Below are 19,782 nucleotides of genomic sequence, written 5' to 3'. Positions count from 1 at the left end.
GCCCATGGAGCGCATCCCGATTCTGCAGATGGGCGACTTTCTGCTCGTCACCATCCAGGTGGACATGCATGACCAGCTCGCGATGACGCTGCAGGACGATCTGTCCGAGCGCATCAGCCGTACTTCGGCGCGCGGCGTGCTCATCGACATCTCGGCGCTGGACATGGTCGACTCGTTCATTGGCCGGATGATCGGCATGATCTCCGGCCTGTCGCGCATCATGGACGCCGAAACCGTGCTGGTCGGCATGCAGCCAGCCGTGGCCATCACGCTGGTGGAGCTGGGCATGACCCTGCCCGGCGTCAGCACCGCGCTGAACGTCGAGCGCGGCATGAAGCTGTTGCGCGAGCGGGCTTATTCTCAATGACCGTGCGCAGCAGCGGCATTCAACCCATCCGTATCGAGCAGGATGTCGTATTGGCGCGGCAGACCGCGCGCAAGCTGGCCCAGGAATGCGGCATGCGCCTGATCGACCTGACCAAGCTGGTGACGGCGGTCAGCGAGCTGGCGCGTAACACCATGGTCTATGGCGGCGGCGGTGACATGGACTGGCAGATCGTCGAGGACGGCCTGCGGGTCGGCCTGCGCCTGACTTTTCGTGACGAAGGCCCGGGCATTCCGGACCTCAAGCTGGCGATGACCGATGGCTGGACCTCCGGCGGCGGTCTGGGCCTGGGGCTGACCGGTGCCAAGCGGCTGGTGGACGACTTCGAGCTGGACACCGCTCCTGGCGCAGGCACCCGCGTGACGATCTGCAAATGGACCTGAACCTGCACAGCCGCCTGACCCAGGTCTTGTCGGTGGAGGACGTCAGTCAGGTGGGGCACGCCCGGCGCACCGCCCAGAAAGTCGCGGAAGATGCGGGCTTTGACGAAGCCGATTGCGGTCGCGTGGCGCTGGTGGTCACTGAACTGGCGAGTAACATCATCAAGCACGCGCAAAATGGTGAGCTGCATGTGCGCGCGCTCCCGGGCGACAGCTCGGGTGTCGCGGCGGGCGTCGAGATCATTGCCGTCGACCGCGGCAAGGGTTTCGACGTGCAGCACTGCATGGCCGACGGCTTCTCTACCCGGGGCACCCAGGGCATCGGCCTGGGTTCGGTGCTGCGTCAGGCGCAGGTCTTCGACGTGCACAGCGACCCTCGCGGCAGCGTGCTGCTGGCGCGCTTCTATCCGCGCAAGGCCGTTGTCAAAGATCTGCGGATGGGCATCACCCAGCATTCGTTGCACGATGACCCGGCGTGTGGCGACGTCTGGGAGGTTGCGGTCAAGGGGCAGCAGGTTTCGATCATGATGATCGACGGCCTCGGCCATGGCCCTGAAGCCGAAGAAGCCGGAATGGCCGGCGCCCGGGCGTTCATTCGTCAGCCCTTTGCCGACCCCGGCGTGCTGCTCGAGGACCTGCATTTCGACATGCGTGGCAGCCGTGGCGGAGCAGCGGCGCTGGCGCAGTTCGACGGCGCCTCGGGCAAGCTGCGCTTCATCGGCATCGGCAACATCGGCGCGACACTGATCGGCGACGACAAGAACCGGGGCATTCCTTCGCACCCCGGGATCGTTGGTCTGCAGTATCGCAAGATTGCCCCGATCGACTACGCCGATTGCACCGGGCAACTGTTGATCATGTTCAGCGACGGCCTGCAGTCGCGTTGGAATCTTCGCGATTATCCGGGTCTGATGTACCGACATCCGGCCATTATTGCAGCGGTGTTGCACCGTGATTACTGCCGGGGCAGGGACGACGTAACGGTATTGGTGATGGCTCTGGAGACGCTTGATGACTGACAACACCACCCGCGAGACCCTTGAAGGCTCTTCCGGGGTCGAAAGCGAAACCAGGATCGAACTGGAACGCGCGCGCGCCGAAGCGGCGGCGTTGCGTGTCGAGCTCGATGAAACCAATCAGGGCGTACTGGCCCTGTACGCCGAGCTGGAGAACCAGGCCGACCAGCTGCGCGAGGCGTCCGACCTCAAGAGCCGCTTCCTGTCGTACATGAGCCATGAATTCCGTACGCCACTGGGCTCGATCCTTAGCATTGCCAGCCTGCTGTCGGATGAGCTTGACGGCCCGCTGAGCCCCGAACAGCACAAGCAGGTCGCCTTTGTCAGCACTGCGGCCCGTGAACTGAGCGACATGGTCGACGACCTGCTCGATCTGGCGAAGATCGAAGCCGGGCGCATCAGCATTTCGCCGGCGTGGTTCGACATGTTCGATCTGTTTTCGGCCCTGCGCGGCATGTTCAGACCCATCGTCGACACCTCGGCGGTGGACCTGATTTTCGAAGAACCTGCGGGCTTGCCGAGGCTCTACACCGACGACCAGAAGCTGGGGCAGATTCTGCGCAACTTCATTTCCAACTCTTTGAAATTCACCCAGCGCGGGGTAGTGCGTGTTTCAGCGCAGCTGGAAACGGAGGATTCGATTCGATTTGCCGTGACCGATACCGGCATCGGCATCCCCCAGGAACTGCACGGGGCGCTGTTCGAAGACTTCATTCAGGTCGACTCGCCGCTCCAGAAGCGCTTGCGCGGTACCGGTCTGGGCCTGTCCCTGTGCAAACGTTTCGCCGAGTTGCTCGGTGGCCGGGTTGGCGTGGACAGTGAGCCCGGTGTGGGCTCCACGTTTTATGTGGTCATTCCGTTGGCACTCGCCCAGGAACCTGTCGATGAAGCCTGAAACCCGGCTGCTGATCGTTGATGACAACACCGCGACCCGCTACGCCCTGCGTCGGCGCATGGAGCGTCAGGGTTTCGTCGTGTCGGAAGCCGGCACCGGCACCGAAGGCCTGGCGCTGATTGCCGAGCAGTTGCCTGACGCACTGATTCTCGACGTCAACCTGCCTGACATGAGCGGCTTCGACATCGTGCGCCAGCTGCGGGCGACGACCCGTACGGCGCTGTTGCCGGTGGTGCACGTGTCCGCAGCATCGATCCAGACCGGCGACATCGTGACCGGGCTGGAAGCGGGCGCGGACGCCTACCTGGTGCACCCGGTCGACCCGGATGTGTTGCTCGCTACCCTGCGCACCCTGCTGCGGGTGCGTGACACCGAGTACGCCCTGCGCGAGAGCGAAGAACGCTTTCGCGAGATTTTCGCCAACGTCTCCGCCCCCATTGCGGTCATGGACGGCAATCTGAAGGTCCACGAGGCCAACCACGCCTTTGCCCAGTTGCTTGGGCAGGACGCCGGCGATAATACGGTGCTGAGCAGCTTCAGCGATGACCAGGACTCGGCACTGGACGGTCTGCGCGAAGCGCTGGAGGCGGGCGAGCGCTGGATGGGCACGCTGAGCATGCGGGTCAAGGGCGAATTACGCGAGACCGAATGGCAGGTTTCACCTTACCGGGTCCCTGGCATGAGCCTGGTGTTCATCGAAGACGTCACCGAGCATCGCCGCCGCGAACAGTCGCATCTGCAGCAGCTGGATTCAGTCAACAGCCGGCTGGCCCACGAAGTCGCCGAGCGCGCACGGACGGAGGAGCAGTTGCTGCAGGCGCAGAAAATGGACGCCATCGGCAAACTGACCGGCGGCATCGCCCATGACTTCAACAACCTGCTGACGGGCATCGTCACCGGGCTTGAACTGGTCAAGAAGCGCACTGAGGACGGCCGCACCGAAAAAGTCATGCTCTATGCCGATGCCGCCCTCGCCTCGGCCAAAAGTGCGTCGGCGTTGACCCATCGTCTGCTGGCCTTCGCCCGCCAGCAGCCGCTCGACACCCGGGCTTCGGACGTCAATCAGTACGTGCGGTCCCTGGAAGACCTGCTGGGCCGCACCATCGGCAAAAGCATCTGCCTGACCCTGGAGCTGACCTCGCGCAGCGCCGTGGCGATGGTCGATGCGGGCCAGCTTGAGAGCGCGTTGCTCAACCTGGTCATCAATGCCCGTGACGCGCTGCCGGCCGGTGGCAATATCTGGATCAGTACGTTCGAAACCTATTCCCAGGGCCACTCGCGGATGGCGGACGGTGCCTACATCGCCCTGACCGTGCGCGATGACGGGGTTGGCATTGAGCATCACCTCATCGACAAAGTGTTCGACCCGTTCTTTACCACCAAACCGATTGGCCAGGGCACCGGCCTGGGCCTGTCGACGATCTACGGTTTCGCCCGGCAGTCGGGCGGCGACGTGCAGATTCGCAGCGTGGTCGGCCACGGCACCGAGGTCACGCTGATGTTGCCGGCGGCCCACGTGCAGAGCGTCGAGCCGCAACCGCCGGCCACCGTCGCGGCGCAGGGGGCAGGGGAGCACGTGCTGATCGTCGAAGACACGGCGTCGGTGCGCATGTTCGTCAATGAAATCCTCACCGATGCCGGTTACCGCTGCACCCAGGCCGCCGATGTCGGCACGGCGTTGGCGTGTCTGGAGCATGACGCCACCATCGAGCTGCTGCTCACGGACGTGGGCATGCCGGAAATGAACGGCCGCGAGGTCGCTCAGCGCGGCCGAAGCTGGCGTCCCGAACTGCCGGTGTTGTTCATGACCGGCTACGCCGAAAATGCCCTCAATCGACAGGATTTTCTTGGCGAGCGGATGGATATGATCCTCAAACCTTTCCAGTTAGTGGAATTTCTGTCGAAAGTGAGGGTCATGATGGACAGCTAATCCGAACGGATTGGTTTTTTGTCTGCAATCAGTGACTTCGCAGTATTTGAGCTCGACGCTTTTTGTTACCGTATGGCCCATTCTCATCCGTGCCGCTCACTGGGCACCCATTGCCGACGCCGTTTGCCCAAAACGTTGAAGGTTAAAGGAGCCAAACCTTGACCCTCCCCGACGAAAGCCTTCAGCGCGCAATCGAGCATTGCGCGCGCGAACCGATCCAGATCCCTGGCAGCATTCAGCCCCAGGGTTTTGTGCTGGTCATTGACGAAGCGGCTTCGACGGTCATTCAGGTCAGCGCCAACGTCAGCGACTGGCTGGGGCTGGATCCGCAGTCATTGATTGGCGCCCCGCTGTCCAGCGTGTTTGCCGACCCTGAACGCCTGCTCCAACAGTTACGTGCCCTGCCTGACGAAGAACATAACCCTTTCCACATCGGTGAAGTGCCTTTTCTGCCGGGTTCGAGCGCGGGCCAGCCGATGACCATGATGGTGCATCGTCACGATCAGGTGCTCATTGCCGAGTTCGAGCCGGCCGGGGACATGAGCAGTGCCTACGGCAATGTCTACCCGCTGATGCGCGGCTTTATCAGTCAGATGACTGCGGAGGAGAGCATTGAAGCCTTGTGTCAGCGTGCGGTGGCCGAGGTCAAGCGCCTCACCGGCTTCGGGCGGGTCAAGGCGTATCATTTCGACGCCGACGGCAATGGCCTGGTCAGTGCCGAAGCGGCGGATGACGGCTATGAAAGCCTGCTCGGGCTGAGCTTCCCGGCCTCCGACGTGCCAGCCCAGGCACGCGCGTTGTACCTGGCCAACCGTATTCGCGTCATCGAGGATGCCAACTATCAGCCTTCGCCGCTGATTCCGGCCAACAACCCGCTGACGGGCGCGCCGCTGGACCTGACCTACGCCACCTTGCGCAGCGTCTCTCCCGTGCATTTGCAGTACATGCGCAACATGCAGACGCTGGCATCAATGTCGATATCGATTGTGGTGCGCGGGCAGTTGTGGGGCCTGATTTCTTGCCACCACGTCACGCCACGGCGGGTCAGCTTCCAGACCCGGACCGCCTGTGAACTGCTCGGCAGCGTGCTGTCGCTGCAGATCGAAAGCAAGGAAGCTCACGCCGACAACCAGCGCATGCTCGGCCTGCGCCGGCAAATCGTGCAGATGCTCGCGGCCATGGCCGACCTCGACAGCGTGACCGGGGGCCTGCGCGCGATGCCCGACGTGCTGCTGGGTTTTGTCGGTGCGAGCGGTGCGGCAGTCATTTCCGGTGCCAGCGTCGATGTTTACGGAGAAACCCCCGAGCGCCAGCAGATCGTGAAACTCGCGGACTGGCTGAGCGACCGCGACCCCCACGAGGTCTTCCGCTCGGACAACACCAGCCGTGATATCCCTCAGCTGCCGGGGCTGGCAACTTCGGTCAGCGGCGTGCTGGCGACAGCGATCTCCGAGCTGCATTCGAACTTCATCATCTGGTTCCGGCCGGAGCAGGCGCGCGTGGTCAACTGGGCGGGTAAACCCGAGAAAAATGTCGCCCCGAGCGGCTCGCTGAGTCCGCGCAACAGCTTCGCCCTGTGGCAACAGACCGTGCGGGGGTTTTCCCGGGCGTGGGATGACATGGATTGCGAGGCCGTGATCGAGCTACGCGCGGCGGTGCTGGGCATCGTGTTGCGCAAGGCGGAAGAGATGGCCGCGCTGGCCGATGAGTTGAAAAAGTCCAACAAAGAGCTCGAAGCGTTTTCCTACAGCGTGTCCCATGACCTGCGTGCGCCGTTGCGGCATATCGCTGGCTACGCCGAACTGCTGGGTGACACCGAAGCCGGCAAGTTGTCCGAGCGCGGTGTGCGCTTCCTGGAAAACATCAGTGAGTCGGCGCGGTTTGCCGGCACGCTGGTCGACAACCTCTTGAGCTTTTCGCAGATGGGCCGTTCGGCGATGCGTTTGTCGGACGTGGACCTCAATCCCATGGTCGAGGCGATCCGCCGGGAAATGCTGCCCGATTACGAAGGCCGCGCGCTGCAATGGAACGTCTCCCAGCCATTGCCAGTGGTCATTGCCGACGCAGCGTTCCTGCACCTGGCGATGCGTAACCTGCTCTCGAACGCAATCAAATACACCCGCAACCAGGACGCGGCGGTGATCGAGGTCGGCAGTTACGAGGAAGACGGCAAGGTCGTGGTGTACATTCGTGACAACGGCGTGGGCTTCGACATGGCCTACGCCGGCAAGCTGTTTGGCGTGTTCCAGCGCCTGCACCGCATGGAAGAGTTCGAGGGCACCGGCATTGGCCTGGCGAGTGTCCGGCGGATCATTGAACGCCATGACGGCACCGTGTGGGCGCACAGCCAGTTGGGCCATGGCGCCACTTTTTATTTTGCGCTGCCCAAGCGCGGTTAGATCAAACATTTGAGTGTCGAAGGAGACGCCCGGTGCTGAAACCCATTCTTCTGGTTGAAGATAATCCAAACGATCTGGAGCTGACCCTCGTTGCTCTGGAACGTAGCCAGTTGGCCAATGAAGTCATCGTGCTGCGTGACGGTGCCGAGGCGCTTGATTACTTGCTGCGTCGCAACCAGCACCACGACCGTGTCGCAGGGAATCCTGCCGTGATGTTGCTGGACCTGAAACTGCCGAAAGTCGATGGCCTTGAAGTGCTCAAGGTCATCCGCGAAACCGAGGAACTGCGCAGCATACCCGTGGTGATGCTCACGTCTTCCCGAGAAGAGCCCGATCTGGACCGTGCCTATTCACTGGGAGTGAACGCTTACGTGGTCAAGCCGGTCGAATTCAAGGAATTTGTGTCGGCGATCTCGGATCTTGGCGTGTTCTGGGCAGTATTGAACGAGCCACCACCGGGTTCATTGCGTCTTTTACGCCGGCCAGGCTCATGACTCAAGGCCCTGCGGTCCTGCCTAGACGCACACCGCGCGAGCCCTTCTTGGAACAATGACTTTTATTCATGCCGCTATCCCAGCTCAAATTGCTTTTGGTCGAAGACAGTTCGCTCGATGCCGAACTGATTCTGCTCACCCTTGAAAACAGTGGGCTGCAAATCGACGCCACGCTGGTCTACAACCACGAGGACGTGGAGCGGGAGCTGCTGGCCGCGCGTTTCGATCTCATCCTTAGCGACTATCTGCTCCCCGGGTCCTCTGGCGCAGACGTACTCAATTGCGCACTGCGCGTTGCGCCGCAGACACCGTTCATCTTTTTGTCCGGGATATTCGGCGAGCAACATGCCGTTGAGATGATGCGCATGGGTGCCATCGATTACGTTCTCAAACAGAACATGAAGATGCTGCCCAAGGCCGTGGTGCGCGCGGTGTCCGAAGTACAGGAGCGGGAACGGCGCCTGTACGCCGAGAAGACCCTGCAAGTGGCGGAAGTGCGCGCGCACCTGGCGATCGAGGCGGCCGACATGGGCGTCTGGACGTACGACCCGCGCACCGACACGCTGCTGTGGGATGAGCGTTGCAAGGCGCTCTACGGCGTTGGCCCAGACACCTACGTCACCTTGGCATTGATGTTTTTGCTCTGCCACCCGGACGACCGCGATCACCTGCACAGCAAGGTCATGGGCGCGTTGACGGTGGACACCTCCTTCCAGATCGAGCACCGGCTGATCACTGACGACGGCGCCGAGCGCTGGGTGTTTTCCAACGGCCGTTCGCTGTTTGAAGACGGCAAGTGCGTGCGCTTTACCGGCGTGATGCAGGACATCACTGAACGCAAGAACGCCACCCAGGCGCTGCATCAGCTCAACGAGATTCTCGGCGAACGCGTCGTCCAGCGCACCCGCGAGCGCGACCGCACCTGGGAGCTGTCCCGCGAACTGCTTGGCGTGCTGCACTTCGACATGACGCCGATTGCCCTTAACCCGGCGTGGGAGTCGACGCTGGGCTGGGGGCGCGAGGAGGTCGGTCGCCAGCGCTTGAGCGAGCTGATACACCCGGACGACCTGGAAGCCACATTGCGCGAAACCGCCAGCGTCGCCGGGGGCAATGTCTCGACCCGTTTTGTCAGCCGCATGCGCCATGCCGATGGCGGGTTTCGCTGGCTGTCGTGGACGCTGGTGCCGGATGAGGGCTTGATGTACGCCGCGGTGCGCGACATCACCGGCGAGCGCGCGGTGGTGGACGAACTGGCGGCGACCAACAAGCGTCTGCGCGATCAGATCAAGGAGCGTGAACGGGTCGAGGCGGCCCTGCAGCAGATGCAACGGCTTGAGGTGGTCGGTCAATTGACGGCCGGGGTCGCCCATGACTTCAACAACCTGCTGACAGTAATCCTCACCAGTGCGAATTTCCTCAGCCGGGACCTGGAAAAAGGCGTGTTCACCAAGTCCCCGCAGCGCCTGCAGAACATCCGCGAAGCGGGCGAGCGGGGCGCCAAGCTCACCAGTCAGCTGCTGTCGTTCTCCCGCCGTCAACGGCTGGAGCCTGTTGCGCTGAACCTCAATGACACGATTGCCGGCATGCGCGAGCTGCTTGGACGTGCATTGGGCGGCAGCGTGTGGGTGGAAACTGCATTGGCGGATGATTTGTGGAGTGCGTTGGTGGACCCAACCCAGACCGAGATGATCATTCTCAACCTGGCGATCAACGCACGAGACGCGATGCCCCAGGGCGGGGAATTACGCTTGAGCACCTGGAACGAGATGGTCTACCGCCTGCCGCTGCGCCCTGAAGACCCCGAACCCGGCGCTTATGTGGTGTTGTCGGTGAGCGACTCCGGCTGCGGCATGAGTGCAGAAGTGCTGGCCAAGGCCTTCGAGCCTTTCTTTACCACCAAGGCGGTAGGCAAGGGCTCGGGCCTGGGCCTGGCGCAAGTGTTCGGTTTCGCCAAGCAGTCTGGCGGCGGTGTGAGCATCGACACGGCGGAAAACGCCGGCACCACGCTGCGGGTTTACCTGCCGAGCGTCGCGCGCCCGGCGGTCGCGGTGGTCAGCGCCTCGGACATGCCCGGTCGCGCCGACGTCGACGACAAGCACCGCACCATTTTGCTGGTCGACGACGACCCGGACGTGCGTTCGGTAACGGCGATGATGCTCATCTCTCTGGGATATTCCGTGGTCGAAGCGGACAGTGGCGAGGAAGCGCTGAAGAAGCTGGACGCCGGCATCGAGCTGCTCCTCACCGACTTCGCCATGCCCAACATGACCGGTGGCGAACTGGCCGAAATCGTCCGCCGCGACCACCCGCAACTGCCGATCATGTTCATCACCGGCTTTGCCGACATCGACATCCTCGACGTCGACCCCAAGCTGATCGTGCAAAAGCCATACAAGGAAGAAGAACTGGCGAAGAAGCTGGCCCACGTACTCATGAAGGCGTAGCTCCCGGGTTGTGAGGGCTGAAGGCGGGCTCCCACTAAAAGCATTGCGTCTGCCCCATGGATTTCGGGCATGCCCTCGACTGTAGGACCGGCTTTAGCCGGGAAGGCGTCCGCAGCCATAGCGCGAGATTTGTGGTGAACACACTGGCCTCTTCCCGGCTGAAGCCGGTCCCACTAAAAAGCGTCGCGTCTGCCCCATGGATTTCGGGCATGCCCTCGACTGTAGGACCGGCTTTAGCCGGGAAAGCGCCGGCAGCCATAGCGCGATATTTGTGTTGAAAACACTGGCCTCTTCCCGGCTGAAGCCGGTCCCACTAAAAGCATTGCGTCTGCCCCATGGATTTCGGGCATACCCTCGACTGGGACCGGCTTTAGCCGGGAAAGCGTCGGGGGCCATAGCGCGATATTTGTGGCGAACGCGCTGGCCTCTTCCCGGCTGAAGCCGGTCCCACTAAAAAGCGTCGCGTCTGCCCCATGGATTTCGGGCATGCCCTCGACTGTGGGACCGGCTTTAGCCGGGAAGGCGCCGGCAGCCATAGCGCGATATTTGTGGTGAACACACACCGGCCTCTTCCCGGCTCAAGCCGGTCCCACTAAAAAGCGTCGCGTCTGCCCCATGGATTTCGGGCATGCCCTCGACTGTGGGACCGGCTTTAGCCGGGAAAGCGCCGGCAGCCATAGCGCGATATTTGTGGTGAACACACTGGCCTCCTCCCGGCTGAAGCCGGTCTCACTAAAAAGCGTCGCGTCTGCCCCGATTTCGGGTATGCCCTCGACTGTGGGACCGGCTTTAGCCGGGAAGGCGCCGGCAGCCATAGCGCGATATTTGTGGTGAACACACTGGCCTCTTCCCGGCTGAAGCCGGTCCCACTAAAAGCATTGCGTCTGCCCCATGGATTTCGGGCATGGCCACTCACAGCATTGCGTCGACACCTAGGATTTGGTCTGCCCTCGACTGTGGGACCGGCTTTAGCCGGGAAAGCGCCGGCAGCCATAGCGCGATATTTGTGTTGAAAACACTGGCCTCTTCCCGGCTGAAGCCGGTCGCACTAAACGGCGTCGTGTGCAGCCAGTGAGATCCGCGGTGCCGCCTCAGGCCACAGGTTCAGTCATCCCGGGTTAGCACTTCCAGCAATTCAATTTCAAACTTAAGGTCCGAATGCGGTTTGATGTGCGCGCCCATCGAGCGCTCGCCGTACGCCAGCGCCGCCGGGACCCGCAATGTACGCTTGCCGCCCACTTTCATGCCCATCAGCCCGATGTCCCAGCCCTTGATCACCCGGCCGGTACCGATGACGCACTGAAACGGTTTGCCGCGCTCCCATGAGGAGTCGAATACCGTGCCGTTCTCCAGCGTGCCAGTGTAATGGGTAGTAATCAGGGCGCCTTTGACGACGGCTTTTCCGGTGCCTTCCTGCAGATCGATGATGGTCAGTTCTTCATTCATATTCAGGGTTCCACAGCGAGATGGCGCCAGATGCTAGTCAGCCGGTTGCCTGCTGGCAACGCTCCACGCCAATTCAAAAGCAAAAAAAAAGGCGCGGCCCTTAAAAGGGTCGCGCCGTTTTCACTGGCCTGACGAATCAGGCCGCGTCATCAGGCGATAACGTCAGTGCTCCACTCGCCGTTCACCAGGCGCTTGAGGCCCAGCGGGTTGGCGTTTTGCAGGGCCGCGGGCAGCAAGCTGTCCGGGTAGTTCTGGTAGCAGACCGGGCGCAGGAAGCGATCGATCGCCAGGGTGCCGACCGAGGTGCCACGCGCGTCGGAGGTCGCCGGGTACGGTCCGCCGTGGACCATTGCGTCCGACACTTCAACGCCGGTAGGGTAGCCGTTGACCAGGATGCGGCCGACTTTCTCTTCCAGCACCGGCACCAGCCACTGGTACTTCTGCAGGTCGGCGGTTTCGCCGATCAGCGTGGCGGTCAGTTGACCGCGCAGGGCCAGCAGTGCGGCTTTCAGTTCAGCGTCGTCAGCCACTTCGATCAGCAGCGTGGTCGGGCCGAATACTTCTTCCTGCAGCAGTTCGTCGCCGTTGAGCAACATGCTGACGTCAGCCTTGAACAGCTGAGCCTGGGCCTGCTTGCCTTCTTGCGGCTTACCGGCCAGGTGGGTGACGCTCGGGTGCGCCAGCAGTTTCTCGACGCCTTTGCTGTAGCTGCGCAAGCCGCCTTCGTTGAGCATGGTCTGAGGTGCCTGACCGCCCATGTGCTCGGTCAGTTGCTCGGTGAAGGCGGTGAGGGCAGGGGAGCGGATACCGATCACCACGCCAGGGTTGGTGCAGAACTGGCCCGCCCCCATGACCACGGATGCCGCCAGCTCACCAGCGATGGCGGTGCCGCGCGCAGTCAGTGCGCCGGGCAGCAAGACCACCGGGTTGATGCTCGACATCTCGGCGAACACCGGAATCGGCTGTGGACGCTCGGACGCCAGTTTGCACAGGGCGTTACCGCCGTGCAGCGAACCGGTGAAGCCGACGGCCTGGATGGCCGGGTGCTTGACCAGACCTTCGCCGACGCCGCTGCCGAAGATCATGTTGAACACGCCTTTTGGCATGCCGGTCTTCTCGGCAGCGCGAACGATGGCGTTACCGACCAGATCGGCCGTTGCCATGTGGCCGCTGTGCGCTTTCACAACCACCGGGCAACCGGCGGCGAGTGCGGAAGCGGTATCGCCACCGGCGGTGGAGAAGGCCAGAGGGAAGTTGCTGGCGCCGAACACGGCAACCGGGCCGACGCCGATGCGCTGTTGGCGCAGGTCGACACGTGGCAGCGGCTTGCGATCCGGCAGTGCCTGGTCGATCCGGGCACCGAGGAAGTCGCCGCGACGCAGGACTTTGGCGAACAGGCGCATCTGGCCGGACGTGCGGCCACGCTCGCCCTGAATACGCCCGGCAGGCAGTGCGGTTTCCTGGCAGACAAGGGCGACGAAGTCATCACCCAGTGCGTCCAGCTCGTCAGCGATGGCGTCGAGGAATTCAGCGCGACGGGCCGGGCTCAGCTGGCGAAATTCAAGAAAGGCGTCTTTGGCGGCCGATGCAGCGGCATCGATTTCCGCGTCTGTGGCCTGATGGAAGGTGTAAGGCAGTGCTTCGCCAGTGGTGGCGTCGAGGCTTTTATGGCGTGCTTCGCCGAGGCCGCTGCGCGCGCCGCCGATGAAGTTCTGACCGAGAACGGTAGGCATCTGCTTCTCCTGTTATTTTTGGGGCGAATCGATCAGGCGTGACGCCTGATGGGGAAATTCGAAATCCTGTGAAGCGTAGCGCCGACAAACACAGTGGCTCGTCGCAAAGTCGACAGTCATCATACAACTGCATTTTTTCAGCCGCAAGGCGCGCGGCCACAGGGCACCGAGCAAAGCCCGGCGGTCAAAATAGCCGGGCTTGCGGTTGTGATCAACGGGCATCGCGCCGCGGTCCCGCGTTGGGGCAGCGCATTACGCGTTGGGCTCATCCGTATTGATGTACTCCGGCACTTTGGCCAGCGACAGGCGCCGCGCCTGCTCGATGCTGATCCCCGGGCGCTCGGGCAGGGGCTCAAGCTTCTGCGGTTGGCCGGTGGTCAACGCGCGTTCAATGGCCTCGACCACGCGGACATCGCGCCAGCCCTCGTCGCCGTCAGGCTCCGGTTCGCGGTTTTGCAGAATGCAGTCGGAGAAGTACTGGGTCTCGCCGCCGAACTGATCAACCACCGGGTGGGTGTGCTCGGTGGTCTTGCCGTCGATGATTGCCCGGTAGCTGATCGCCACGCCTTCACCGAAGCCGAAGCACGGCGAAGCTTCGAACTCACCCTTGGTACCGATCAACTGGAAACGCTCGGTGGACGGCAGGCTATAACTGACGGTGAAGGTTGCCAGGCGTTCGTCGGCAAAGCGCAAGGTCACGTTGACCGTGTCGAAGGTATTGATCTCGCGACCCGGGGTCTTGATGCCGACGGCGTGGACTTCCAGCGGCTCGGCGGCGAACAGGTTGCGCACGGCGTTGATCGGGTAGGGGCCCATGTCCGCCACCGGGCCTGCGCCGAAACCGCTCTGCATGCGGTGGTTGGCCGGGTCGGTGGTCTGGGCGAAGGTTGCGGTGAACAGGCGCGGGTCACCAATGTCGCCGGCGCGCACGCGGTGGACCATTTCGACGGTGCCGGGCTCGAAGTGCAGGCGGTAGGCAATCATCAGTTTGGCGCCCGAACGTTCGGCCGCTGCTGTGATTGCCAGGCAGTCTTCTTCGCTGGCAGCCATGGGTTTTTCCAGCAGCACGTGTATGCCTGCTTCAAGGGCTGGTACCGCGAATTCGCGGTGTCGGAAGTTGGGCGTCGCCAGGTAGATAGCGTCGATTTCGCCGGAGCTCAGCAGGGTGGCGAATTCGTCGTAGTGATAGCTTTTGAGGTCATACAGCGCGGCGAGCTGGTCGGCTTTGACCGGATCGCCGGTCACCAGTGCGGTCATTACCGAGTTGTCGGTCTGCTCGAGTCCCGGCATGAAAGCGCCTTGTGAGATCCAGCCTCCAGCGACCACTGCGTAGCGGATTTTGCCGTTTGCATCTGGCATGTAAAAGCCTCCATTTCTCAGCGGACGGTGTGTCCGGCAGCTCTGTAGTCGGCAGGTGTTGGGCGCAGAAGTTCAATCAGATCGAGGTTGAGCGGCGGCGTGGCTTGGTCCGATTACAACCAGATCAAGGGCGTCGGCCTGGGGGCCTCGGGTTTCGCCTTCGGCGAGTTCCTTGATAAAGCCCCAAGTAACCAAGGGCTTGTGCTCCTGGTTGGGCCCGACTTCGTCGGGTTCCTTCACTCCGGTCTCGCTCCGTGGGCCCGCGCCGAACGGACATCCCTGTCCTGACCGCGCTCTCGCCGCATCCATGCGGCTCGGCCCACTGGGCGAGACCTGCGTTCAGCCTGCACCCAAGTCGCGTTTTGTGGTGTTTGCACTTTTTGCGTACGAAGATCAAAAGCAGATCTAAAGCTTCCCGGCTGAAGCCGGTCCCACAGTTGTCTGATCGTACCCACGCTCTGCGTGGGCATGCAGCCCGGGACGCTCCGCGTCCCTTCGCGGCTAAAGCAGGGTGCTGCGCAATGCACGCGCTGCTGTCAGTGGGACCGGCTTTAGCCGGGAAGGGGCCGGTGAGTGCGCCATCGATTTTGCGGTGTGACGACTGACGCCTTCCCGGCTAATGCCGGTCCCACACTATTGGGTGCATCCGATCAACCACACGCCTGCAGCAGATGATCGTTCCCACGCTCTGCGTGGGCACGCAGCCCGGGACGCTCCGCGTCCCTTCGCGGCCAAAGCAGGGTGCTGCGCAATGCACGCTCTGCTGTCAGTGGGACGGCTTTAGCCGGGAAGGGGCCAGTGTGTGCGCCATCGATTTTGCAGTGTGACGACCGACGCCTTCCCGGCTAAAGCCGGTCCCACACTATCGGATGCATCCGATCAACCAAACGCCTGCTGCAGATGATCGTTCCCACGCTCTGCGTGGGCATGCAGCCCGGGACGCTCCGCGTCCCATCGCGGCTAAAGCAGGGTGCTGCGCAATGCACGCGCTGCTGTCAGTGGGACCGGTTTTAGCCGGGAAGGGGCCGGTGAGTGCGCCATCGATTTTGCGGTGTGACGACTGACGCCTTCCCGGCTAAAGCCGGTCCCACACTATCGGATGCATCCGATCAACCAAACGCCTGCTGCAGATGATCGTTCCCACGCTCTGCGTGGCCATGCAGCCCGGGACGCTCCGCGTCCCTTCGCGGCCAAAGCAGGGTGCTGCGCAATGCACGCGATGCTTTTTAGTGGGACCGGCGTTAGCCGGGAAGGGGCTAGTGTGTGCGCCATCGATTTTGCGGTGTGACGACCGACGCCTTCCCGGCTAAAGCCGGTCCCACACTATCGGATGCATCCGATCAACCAAACGCCATCAGCAGGTCCCGCAACCGGTCCAGCGCCGGGTCGATGTCGAGCAGGTCGATGGCGCCGAAGCCCAGCATGAGCCCGTCGCGGGGTGGCGCGTCGCTGTAGAAACCGTCGAGGGGATAGAGGCCCAGGTTCATGTCCCGCGCGCGATCGATCAGGAGGTGGAGATCGATCGCAGGCGCTAGCCCCTCTTTGAGCATCACTGCCATGTGGAAACCCGCCGTGCAGGGAATGGTTTCCAGCCAGGGCGCGAGGTCGCCGGCGATGCGCGACAGAATCCGTTGGCGGCGCCCGGCATAGGTGGTGTGGCAGCGGCGGATGTGCTTGTTGAGCAGACCCTCGCTGATGAATTTGGCCAGCGCCCACTGCGGCAGCGTTGAGGTGTGCCAGTCGGTCAGTTGTTTGGCTTTGATCACCGCTTCGAGAATCGCCGGCGGCAGCACGGCGTAGCCCAGGCGCAATTCGGGCAGCAGGGTTTTCGAAAAGGTGCCGACATAGGCGACCACCCCGTGCCCGTCCATGCTCTGCAACGAATCGGTCGGGCGGCCTTCGTAGCGAAATTCGCTGTCGTAGTCGTCTTCGATGATGATCGCGCCGATCCGCCGCGCCTTTTCCAGCAGGGACTGGCGGCGGGGCAGGCTCATCGGCATGCCCAGCGGCATCTGGTGGGACGGGGTCACGTAAATGGCGCAGACGTCGTCGGGAATCAACTCCACGATAATGCCTTCGCTGTCCAACGGAATGCTGGCGACCTGCGCCCCTTGAGCTGCAAACAGCAGGCGCGCCGGGGTGTAGCCGGGGTCCTCGACGGCGACGCGGCTGCCAGGCTCGATCAGCACGCGGGCGATCAAGTCCAGGGCCTGTTGCGCGCCATTGCACACCACCACGTCATCGGCGACGCACCTGACGCCCCGGGCAAACGCGATGTGCCCGGCAATGGCGGCGCGCAGCGCAGGCAGGCCTTCGGGCTGGCTGTAAAAGCCGCGCTCGGTGGACATCTGCCGCAGCGCATGGTGCACGCAGCGCCGCCACTCGTCATGGGGGAACTGGGTTTTCGCCGTCGCTCCGCCGAGGAAGTCGTAACGCAGCGTGCCCGCGCGAGTCGGGTGGCGCAGGGGCAGGGAGATGCCCGCCCATTTCGCCACGACATGGGCGCTGAGCAGCGCGGGAGTCTCCGACAGGCGCGGGCTGTCGTCGCGCACCGCGTTGACGAAGGTGCCGCTGCCGACCTTGCCCACCAGGTAATTCTCGTACGTCAGCCGGCTATAGGCGTCGGAAATGGTTTTGCGCGACAGCTCCAGTTGCGCGGCGAGCAGGCGACTGGGCGGCAGCTGCACGCCCGCCGCCAAACGGCCCGACACGATACTGTCGCGCAGCTGCTCATAGACTTGCTGAGCGAGGTCCTTGCGGCCTTCGATAACGATGTGTAATTCCACGCAAACCCCTGATCGGCGCCGACGATACGCATGCACGCCGGTGGATTTTAGCGAGTGCTGGCGCCCGTGGCATAGCAACCGATGCAACGTTTACGCGCCAAGGTGCTCATAGACTTAAGCATTTGCGCGCACCTGGCCTCGACAAGCACAGGCAAGCACAGGCAAAAAGCGGGCAGGACGGTCCCAACAGCGCTTCAGAGCCGTTCGGCCCGCGCTCCCATCCACTTGAAGATGGAACCCCGAACACATGACCACCCCGGACAAGCAGTACGTGGAATGGCTGGTTGAGCAATCGATGCTCAACGCCGCAAAGCAACGCGCAAAACTGTATGGCGGCCAGGGCCGTCTCTGGCAGCGGCCTTACGCCCAGGCCCGTCCAAGGGATGCTTCGGCCATCGGCTCGGTCTGGTTTACTGCTTACCCGGCGTCGATCATCACCCGCGATGGCGGCTCGGTGCTTGAAGCATTGGCTGATGAAACACTCTGGCACGCGTTGTCCGAAGTCGGCATCCAGGGCATCCACAACGGCCCATTGAAAGCCTCCGGCGGTTTGAAAGGGCGCGAGCGCACGCCCAGCATCGACGGCAACTTTGACCGCATCAGCTTTGAAGTGGATTCGGACCTGGGCACCGACGCGCAATTTCTCAACCTGAGCCGTATCGCCGCCGCGCACAACGCGATCGTGGTCGACGACGTGATCCCGTCCCACACCGGCAAAGGCGCGGATTTCCGCCTCGCGGAGATGGCTTACGAAGAATACCCGGGCCTCTACCACATGGTGGAGATCAAGGAAGAAGACTGGTCGCTGCTCCCCGAAGTCCCGGCCGGCCGCGACGCGGTCAACCTGCACGCCGCCACCGTGGATGCGCTACGCGACAAGCATTACATCGTTGGCCAGTTGCAGCGCGTGATCTTCTTCGAGCCGGGCGTCAAAGAGACCGACTGGAGCGCGACAGCGGTGGTCACTGGCGTGGACGGCAAGGACCGCCGCTGGGTGTACCTGCATTACTTCAAGGAAGGCCAACCGTCGCTGAATTGGCTTGACCCCAGTTTCGCCGCGCAGCAAATGATCATCGGCGATGCCCTGCACGCCATCGACGTGATGGGAGCGCGGGTCTTGCGGCTGGACGCCAACGGCTTCCTCGGCGTCGAGCGCAAGGCCGACGGCACCGCATGGTCCGAGAGCCATCCGCTGTCGATCACCGGCAACCAGTTGCTTGCAGGGGCCATTCGCAAAGCGGGCGGCTTCAGCTTTCAGGAACTGAACCTGACCATCGACGACATCGCGGCGATGTCCCACGGTGGCGCCGATCTGTCCTACGACTTCATTACCCGTCCGGCGTATCAGCATGCGTTGCTGACCGGCCGTACCGAGTTTCTGCGACTGATGCTGCGGCAGGTGCATGAGTTCGGCATCGACCCGGCGTCCTTGATTCACGCGTTGCAGAACCACGATGAACTGACCCTGGAACTGGTGCATTTCTGGACGCTTCACGCCCACGATCAGTACCTGTATCAGGGCCAGACCTTCCCGGGCAACATCCTGCGCGAGCACATCCGTGAAGAGATGTACGAGCGTCTGGCCGGCGAGCACGCGCCGTACAACCTGAAGTTCGTCACCAACGGCGTGTCGTGCACCACGGCGAGCATCGTCACGGCGGCGCTGGGCATCCGTGAACTGGACAGCATGACCGCTGCCGACATCGACAAGATCCAGCACATCCATTTGCTGCTCGTGATGTTCAACGCCATGCAACCGGGTGTGTTCGCGCTGTCCGGCTGGGACCTGGTAGGCGCCTTGCCGCTGCCGGCGGAGCAGGTCGCGCACCTGATGGGTGACGGCGATACCCGCTGGATCCATCGCGGCGGCTACGATCTGGTCGACATGGACCCCGATTGCGAGATTTCGGCGGGCGGCATGCCACGGGCCCGCGCCCTGTACGGCAGCCTTTGCGAGCAGTTGAAGCGGCCGGACTCGTTCGCCTCGCAGCTCAAGAAACTGCTGGCCGTGCGCCGTGCGTACGACATCGCGGCCAGTCGGCAGATTCTGATTCCGGACGTCGAGCATCCGGGGCTGTTGATCATGGTTCACGAACTGCCTGCCGGGAAAGGCACGCAGATCACCGCGCTGAACTTCAGCGCAGAAGCCATCGTCGAGACGCTGCACTTGCCGGGCATCGCCCCGGGGCCGGTGGTGGACATCATCAACGAGCGGGTCGAAGGCGACCTGACCGAGGAGGGTGAATTCACCATCACGCTGGACGCCTATGAAGGCTTGGCACTGCGCGTGGTGAGCATGGCGGCGCCGATGATGTGATCGGGCTTGCAGCGGGCCTGCCTTGATTCGGGACGCGCCGACTGACAGGCCGCACTTTGGGTACTGTAGGAGCCGGCTTGCTGGCGAATCCGAGGTGGACCCGTCGACAGGTTTATCGCTGACCCACCGCGTTCGCCAGCAAGCCGGCTCCTACAGCGCCTGCGTTGTGTCGTCATTGGAAGCAGGGCCGGCTTTAAC

Annotated in this window: 13 protein-coding genes; 9 read left to right on the top strand and 4 right to left on the bottom strand. The window is 62.9% G+C overall.

The features are described from left to right. Positions 1 to 4: 4 nt before the first annotated feature. The 8 genes from VF672_RS05670 (at position 5) to VF672_RS05635 (ending at position 9,943) form a co-directional block, all read left to right on the top strand. Complete coding sequence (locus tag VF672_RS05670; RefSeq protein ID WP_192172051.1) at positions 5 to 367, top strand: STAS domain-containing protein; 363 nt, start codon at positions 5 to 7, stop codon at positions 365 to 367. Further along, a complete protein-coding gene (locus tag VF672_RS05665; protein WP_331102351.1) occupies positions 364 to 768 on the top strand; it encodes an anti-sigma regulatory factor in 405 nt (134 codons plus the stop codon). Before VF672_RS05670 ends, VF672_RS05665 begins: the two co-directional genes overlap by 4 nt. Continuing rightward, positions 759 to 1,784 (top strand): ATP-binding SpoIIE family protein phosphatase, encoded by a 1,026-nt coding sequence (locus VF672_RS05660; RefSeq protein WP_331102349.1) that lies wholly within the window; start codon positions 759 to 761, stop codon positions 1,782 to 1,784. Before VF672_RS05665 ends, VF672_RS05660 begins: the two co-directional genes overlap by 10 nt. Continuing rightward, positions 1,777 to 2,676: a sensor histidine kinase gene (locus VF672_RS05655; RefSeq protein WP_331102346.1), complete on the top strand. Its 900-nt coding sequence runs from the start codon at positions 1,777 to 1,779 to the stop codon at positions 2,674 to 2,676. Before VF672_RS05660 ends, VF672_RS05655 begins: the two co-directional genes overlap by 8 nt. Continuing rightward, entirely contained in the window at positions 2,666 to 4,606 is a 1,941-nt protein-coding gene (locus tag VF672_RS05650; RefSeq protein ID WP_331102344.1) for a response regulator, read from the top strand. The genes VF672_RS05655 and VF672_RS05650 overlap by 11 nt, the downstream gene beginning before the upstream one ends. A gap of 158 nt (positions 4,607 to 4,764) precedes the next feature. After that, positions 4,765 to 7,005 carry an ATP-binding protein gene (locus tag VF672_RS05645; RefSeq protein ID WP_331102342.1) on the top strand — a complete coding sequence of 747 codons (2,241 nt, stop codon included), beginning with the start codon at positions 4,765 to 4,767 and terminating at the stop codon, positions 7,003 to 7,005. A 32-nt stretch (positions 7,006 to 7,037) separates the two neighbouring features. Continuing rightward, complete coding sequence (locus tag VF672_RS05640) at positions 7,038 to 7,499, top strand: response regulator (protein ID WP_331102340.1); 462 nt, start codon at positions 7,038 to 7,040, stop codon at positions 7,497 to 7,499. Positions 7,500 to 7,567: 68 nt separating this feature from the next. Next, positions 7,568 to 9,943 carry a response regulator gene (locus tag VF672_RS05635; RefSeq protein WP_331102338.1) on the top strand — a complete coding sequence of 792 codons (2,376 nt, stop codon included), beginning with the start codon at positions 7,568 to 7,570 and terminating at the stop codon, positions 9,941 to 9,943. A 1,104-nt stretch (positions 9,944 to 11,047) separates the two neighbouring features. Here the strand turns inward: VF672_RS05635 and VF672_RS05630 are convergent. From VF672_RS05630 to VF672_RS05615, 4 genes are all read right to left on the bottom strand, one after another. After that, complete coding sequence (locus tag VF672_RS05630; RefSeq protein WP_331102336.1) at positions 11,048 to 11,389, bottom strand: FKBP-type peptidyl-prolyl cis-trans isomerase; 342 nt, start codon at positions 11,387 to 11,389, stop codon at positions 11,048 to 11,050. Between the two features lie 149 nt (positions 11,390 to 11,538). After that, positions 11,539 to 13,122: an aldehyde dehydrogenase (NADP(+)) gene (locus tag VF672_RS05625; protein WP_037010473.1), complete on the bottom strand. Its 1,584-nt coding sequence runs from the start codon at positions 13,120 to 13,122 to the stop codon at positions 11,539 to 11,541. Between the two features lie 252 nt (positions 13,123 to 13,374). Next, positions 13,375 to 14,481: a Gfo/Idh/MocA family oxidoreductase gene (locus VF672_RS05620; protein WP_331102330.1), complete on the bottom strand. Its 1,107-nt coding sequence runs from the start codon at positions 14,479 to 14,481 to the stop codon at positions 13,375 to 13,377. 1,340 nt (positions 14,482 to 15,821) lie between these two features. Continuing rightward, positions 15,822 to 17,267, bottom strand: coding sequence for a PLP-dependent aminotransferase family protein (locus tag VF672_RS05615; RefSeq protein WP_331102328.1), 1,446 nt, complete (start codon positions 17,265 to 17,267; stop codon positions 15,822 to 15,824). Positions 17,268 to 17,514: 247 nt separating this feature from the next. On the opposite strand from VF672_RS05615, the gene treS reads away from it, so the two are divergent. Next, positions 17,515 to 19,584, top strand: coding sequence for a maltose alpha-D-glucosyltransferase (gene treS, locus VF672_RS05610; RefSeq protein WP_331102326.1), 2,070 nt, complete (start codon positions 17,515 to 17,517; stop codon positions 19,582 to 19,584). Positions 19,585 to 19,782: the final 198 nt, after the last annotated feature.

Source organism: Pseudomonas sp. (assembly GCF_036387035.1).
GTDB lineage: Bacteria > Pseudomonadota > Gammaproteobacteria > Pseudomonadales > Pseudomonadaceae > Aquipseudomonas.
Note: the sequence above shows the minus strand (reverse complement) of the source record. Positions and strands in the feature narration are given on the sequence as shown.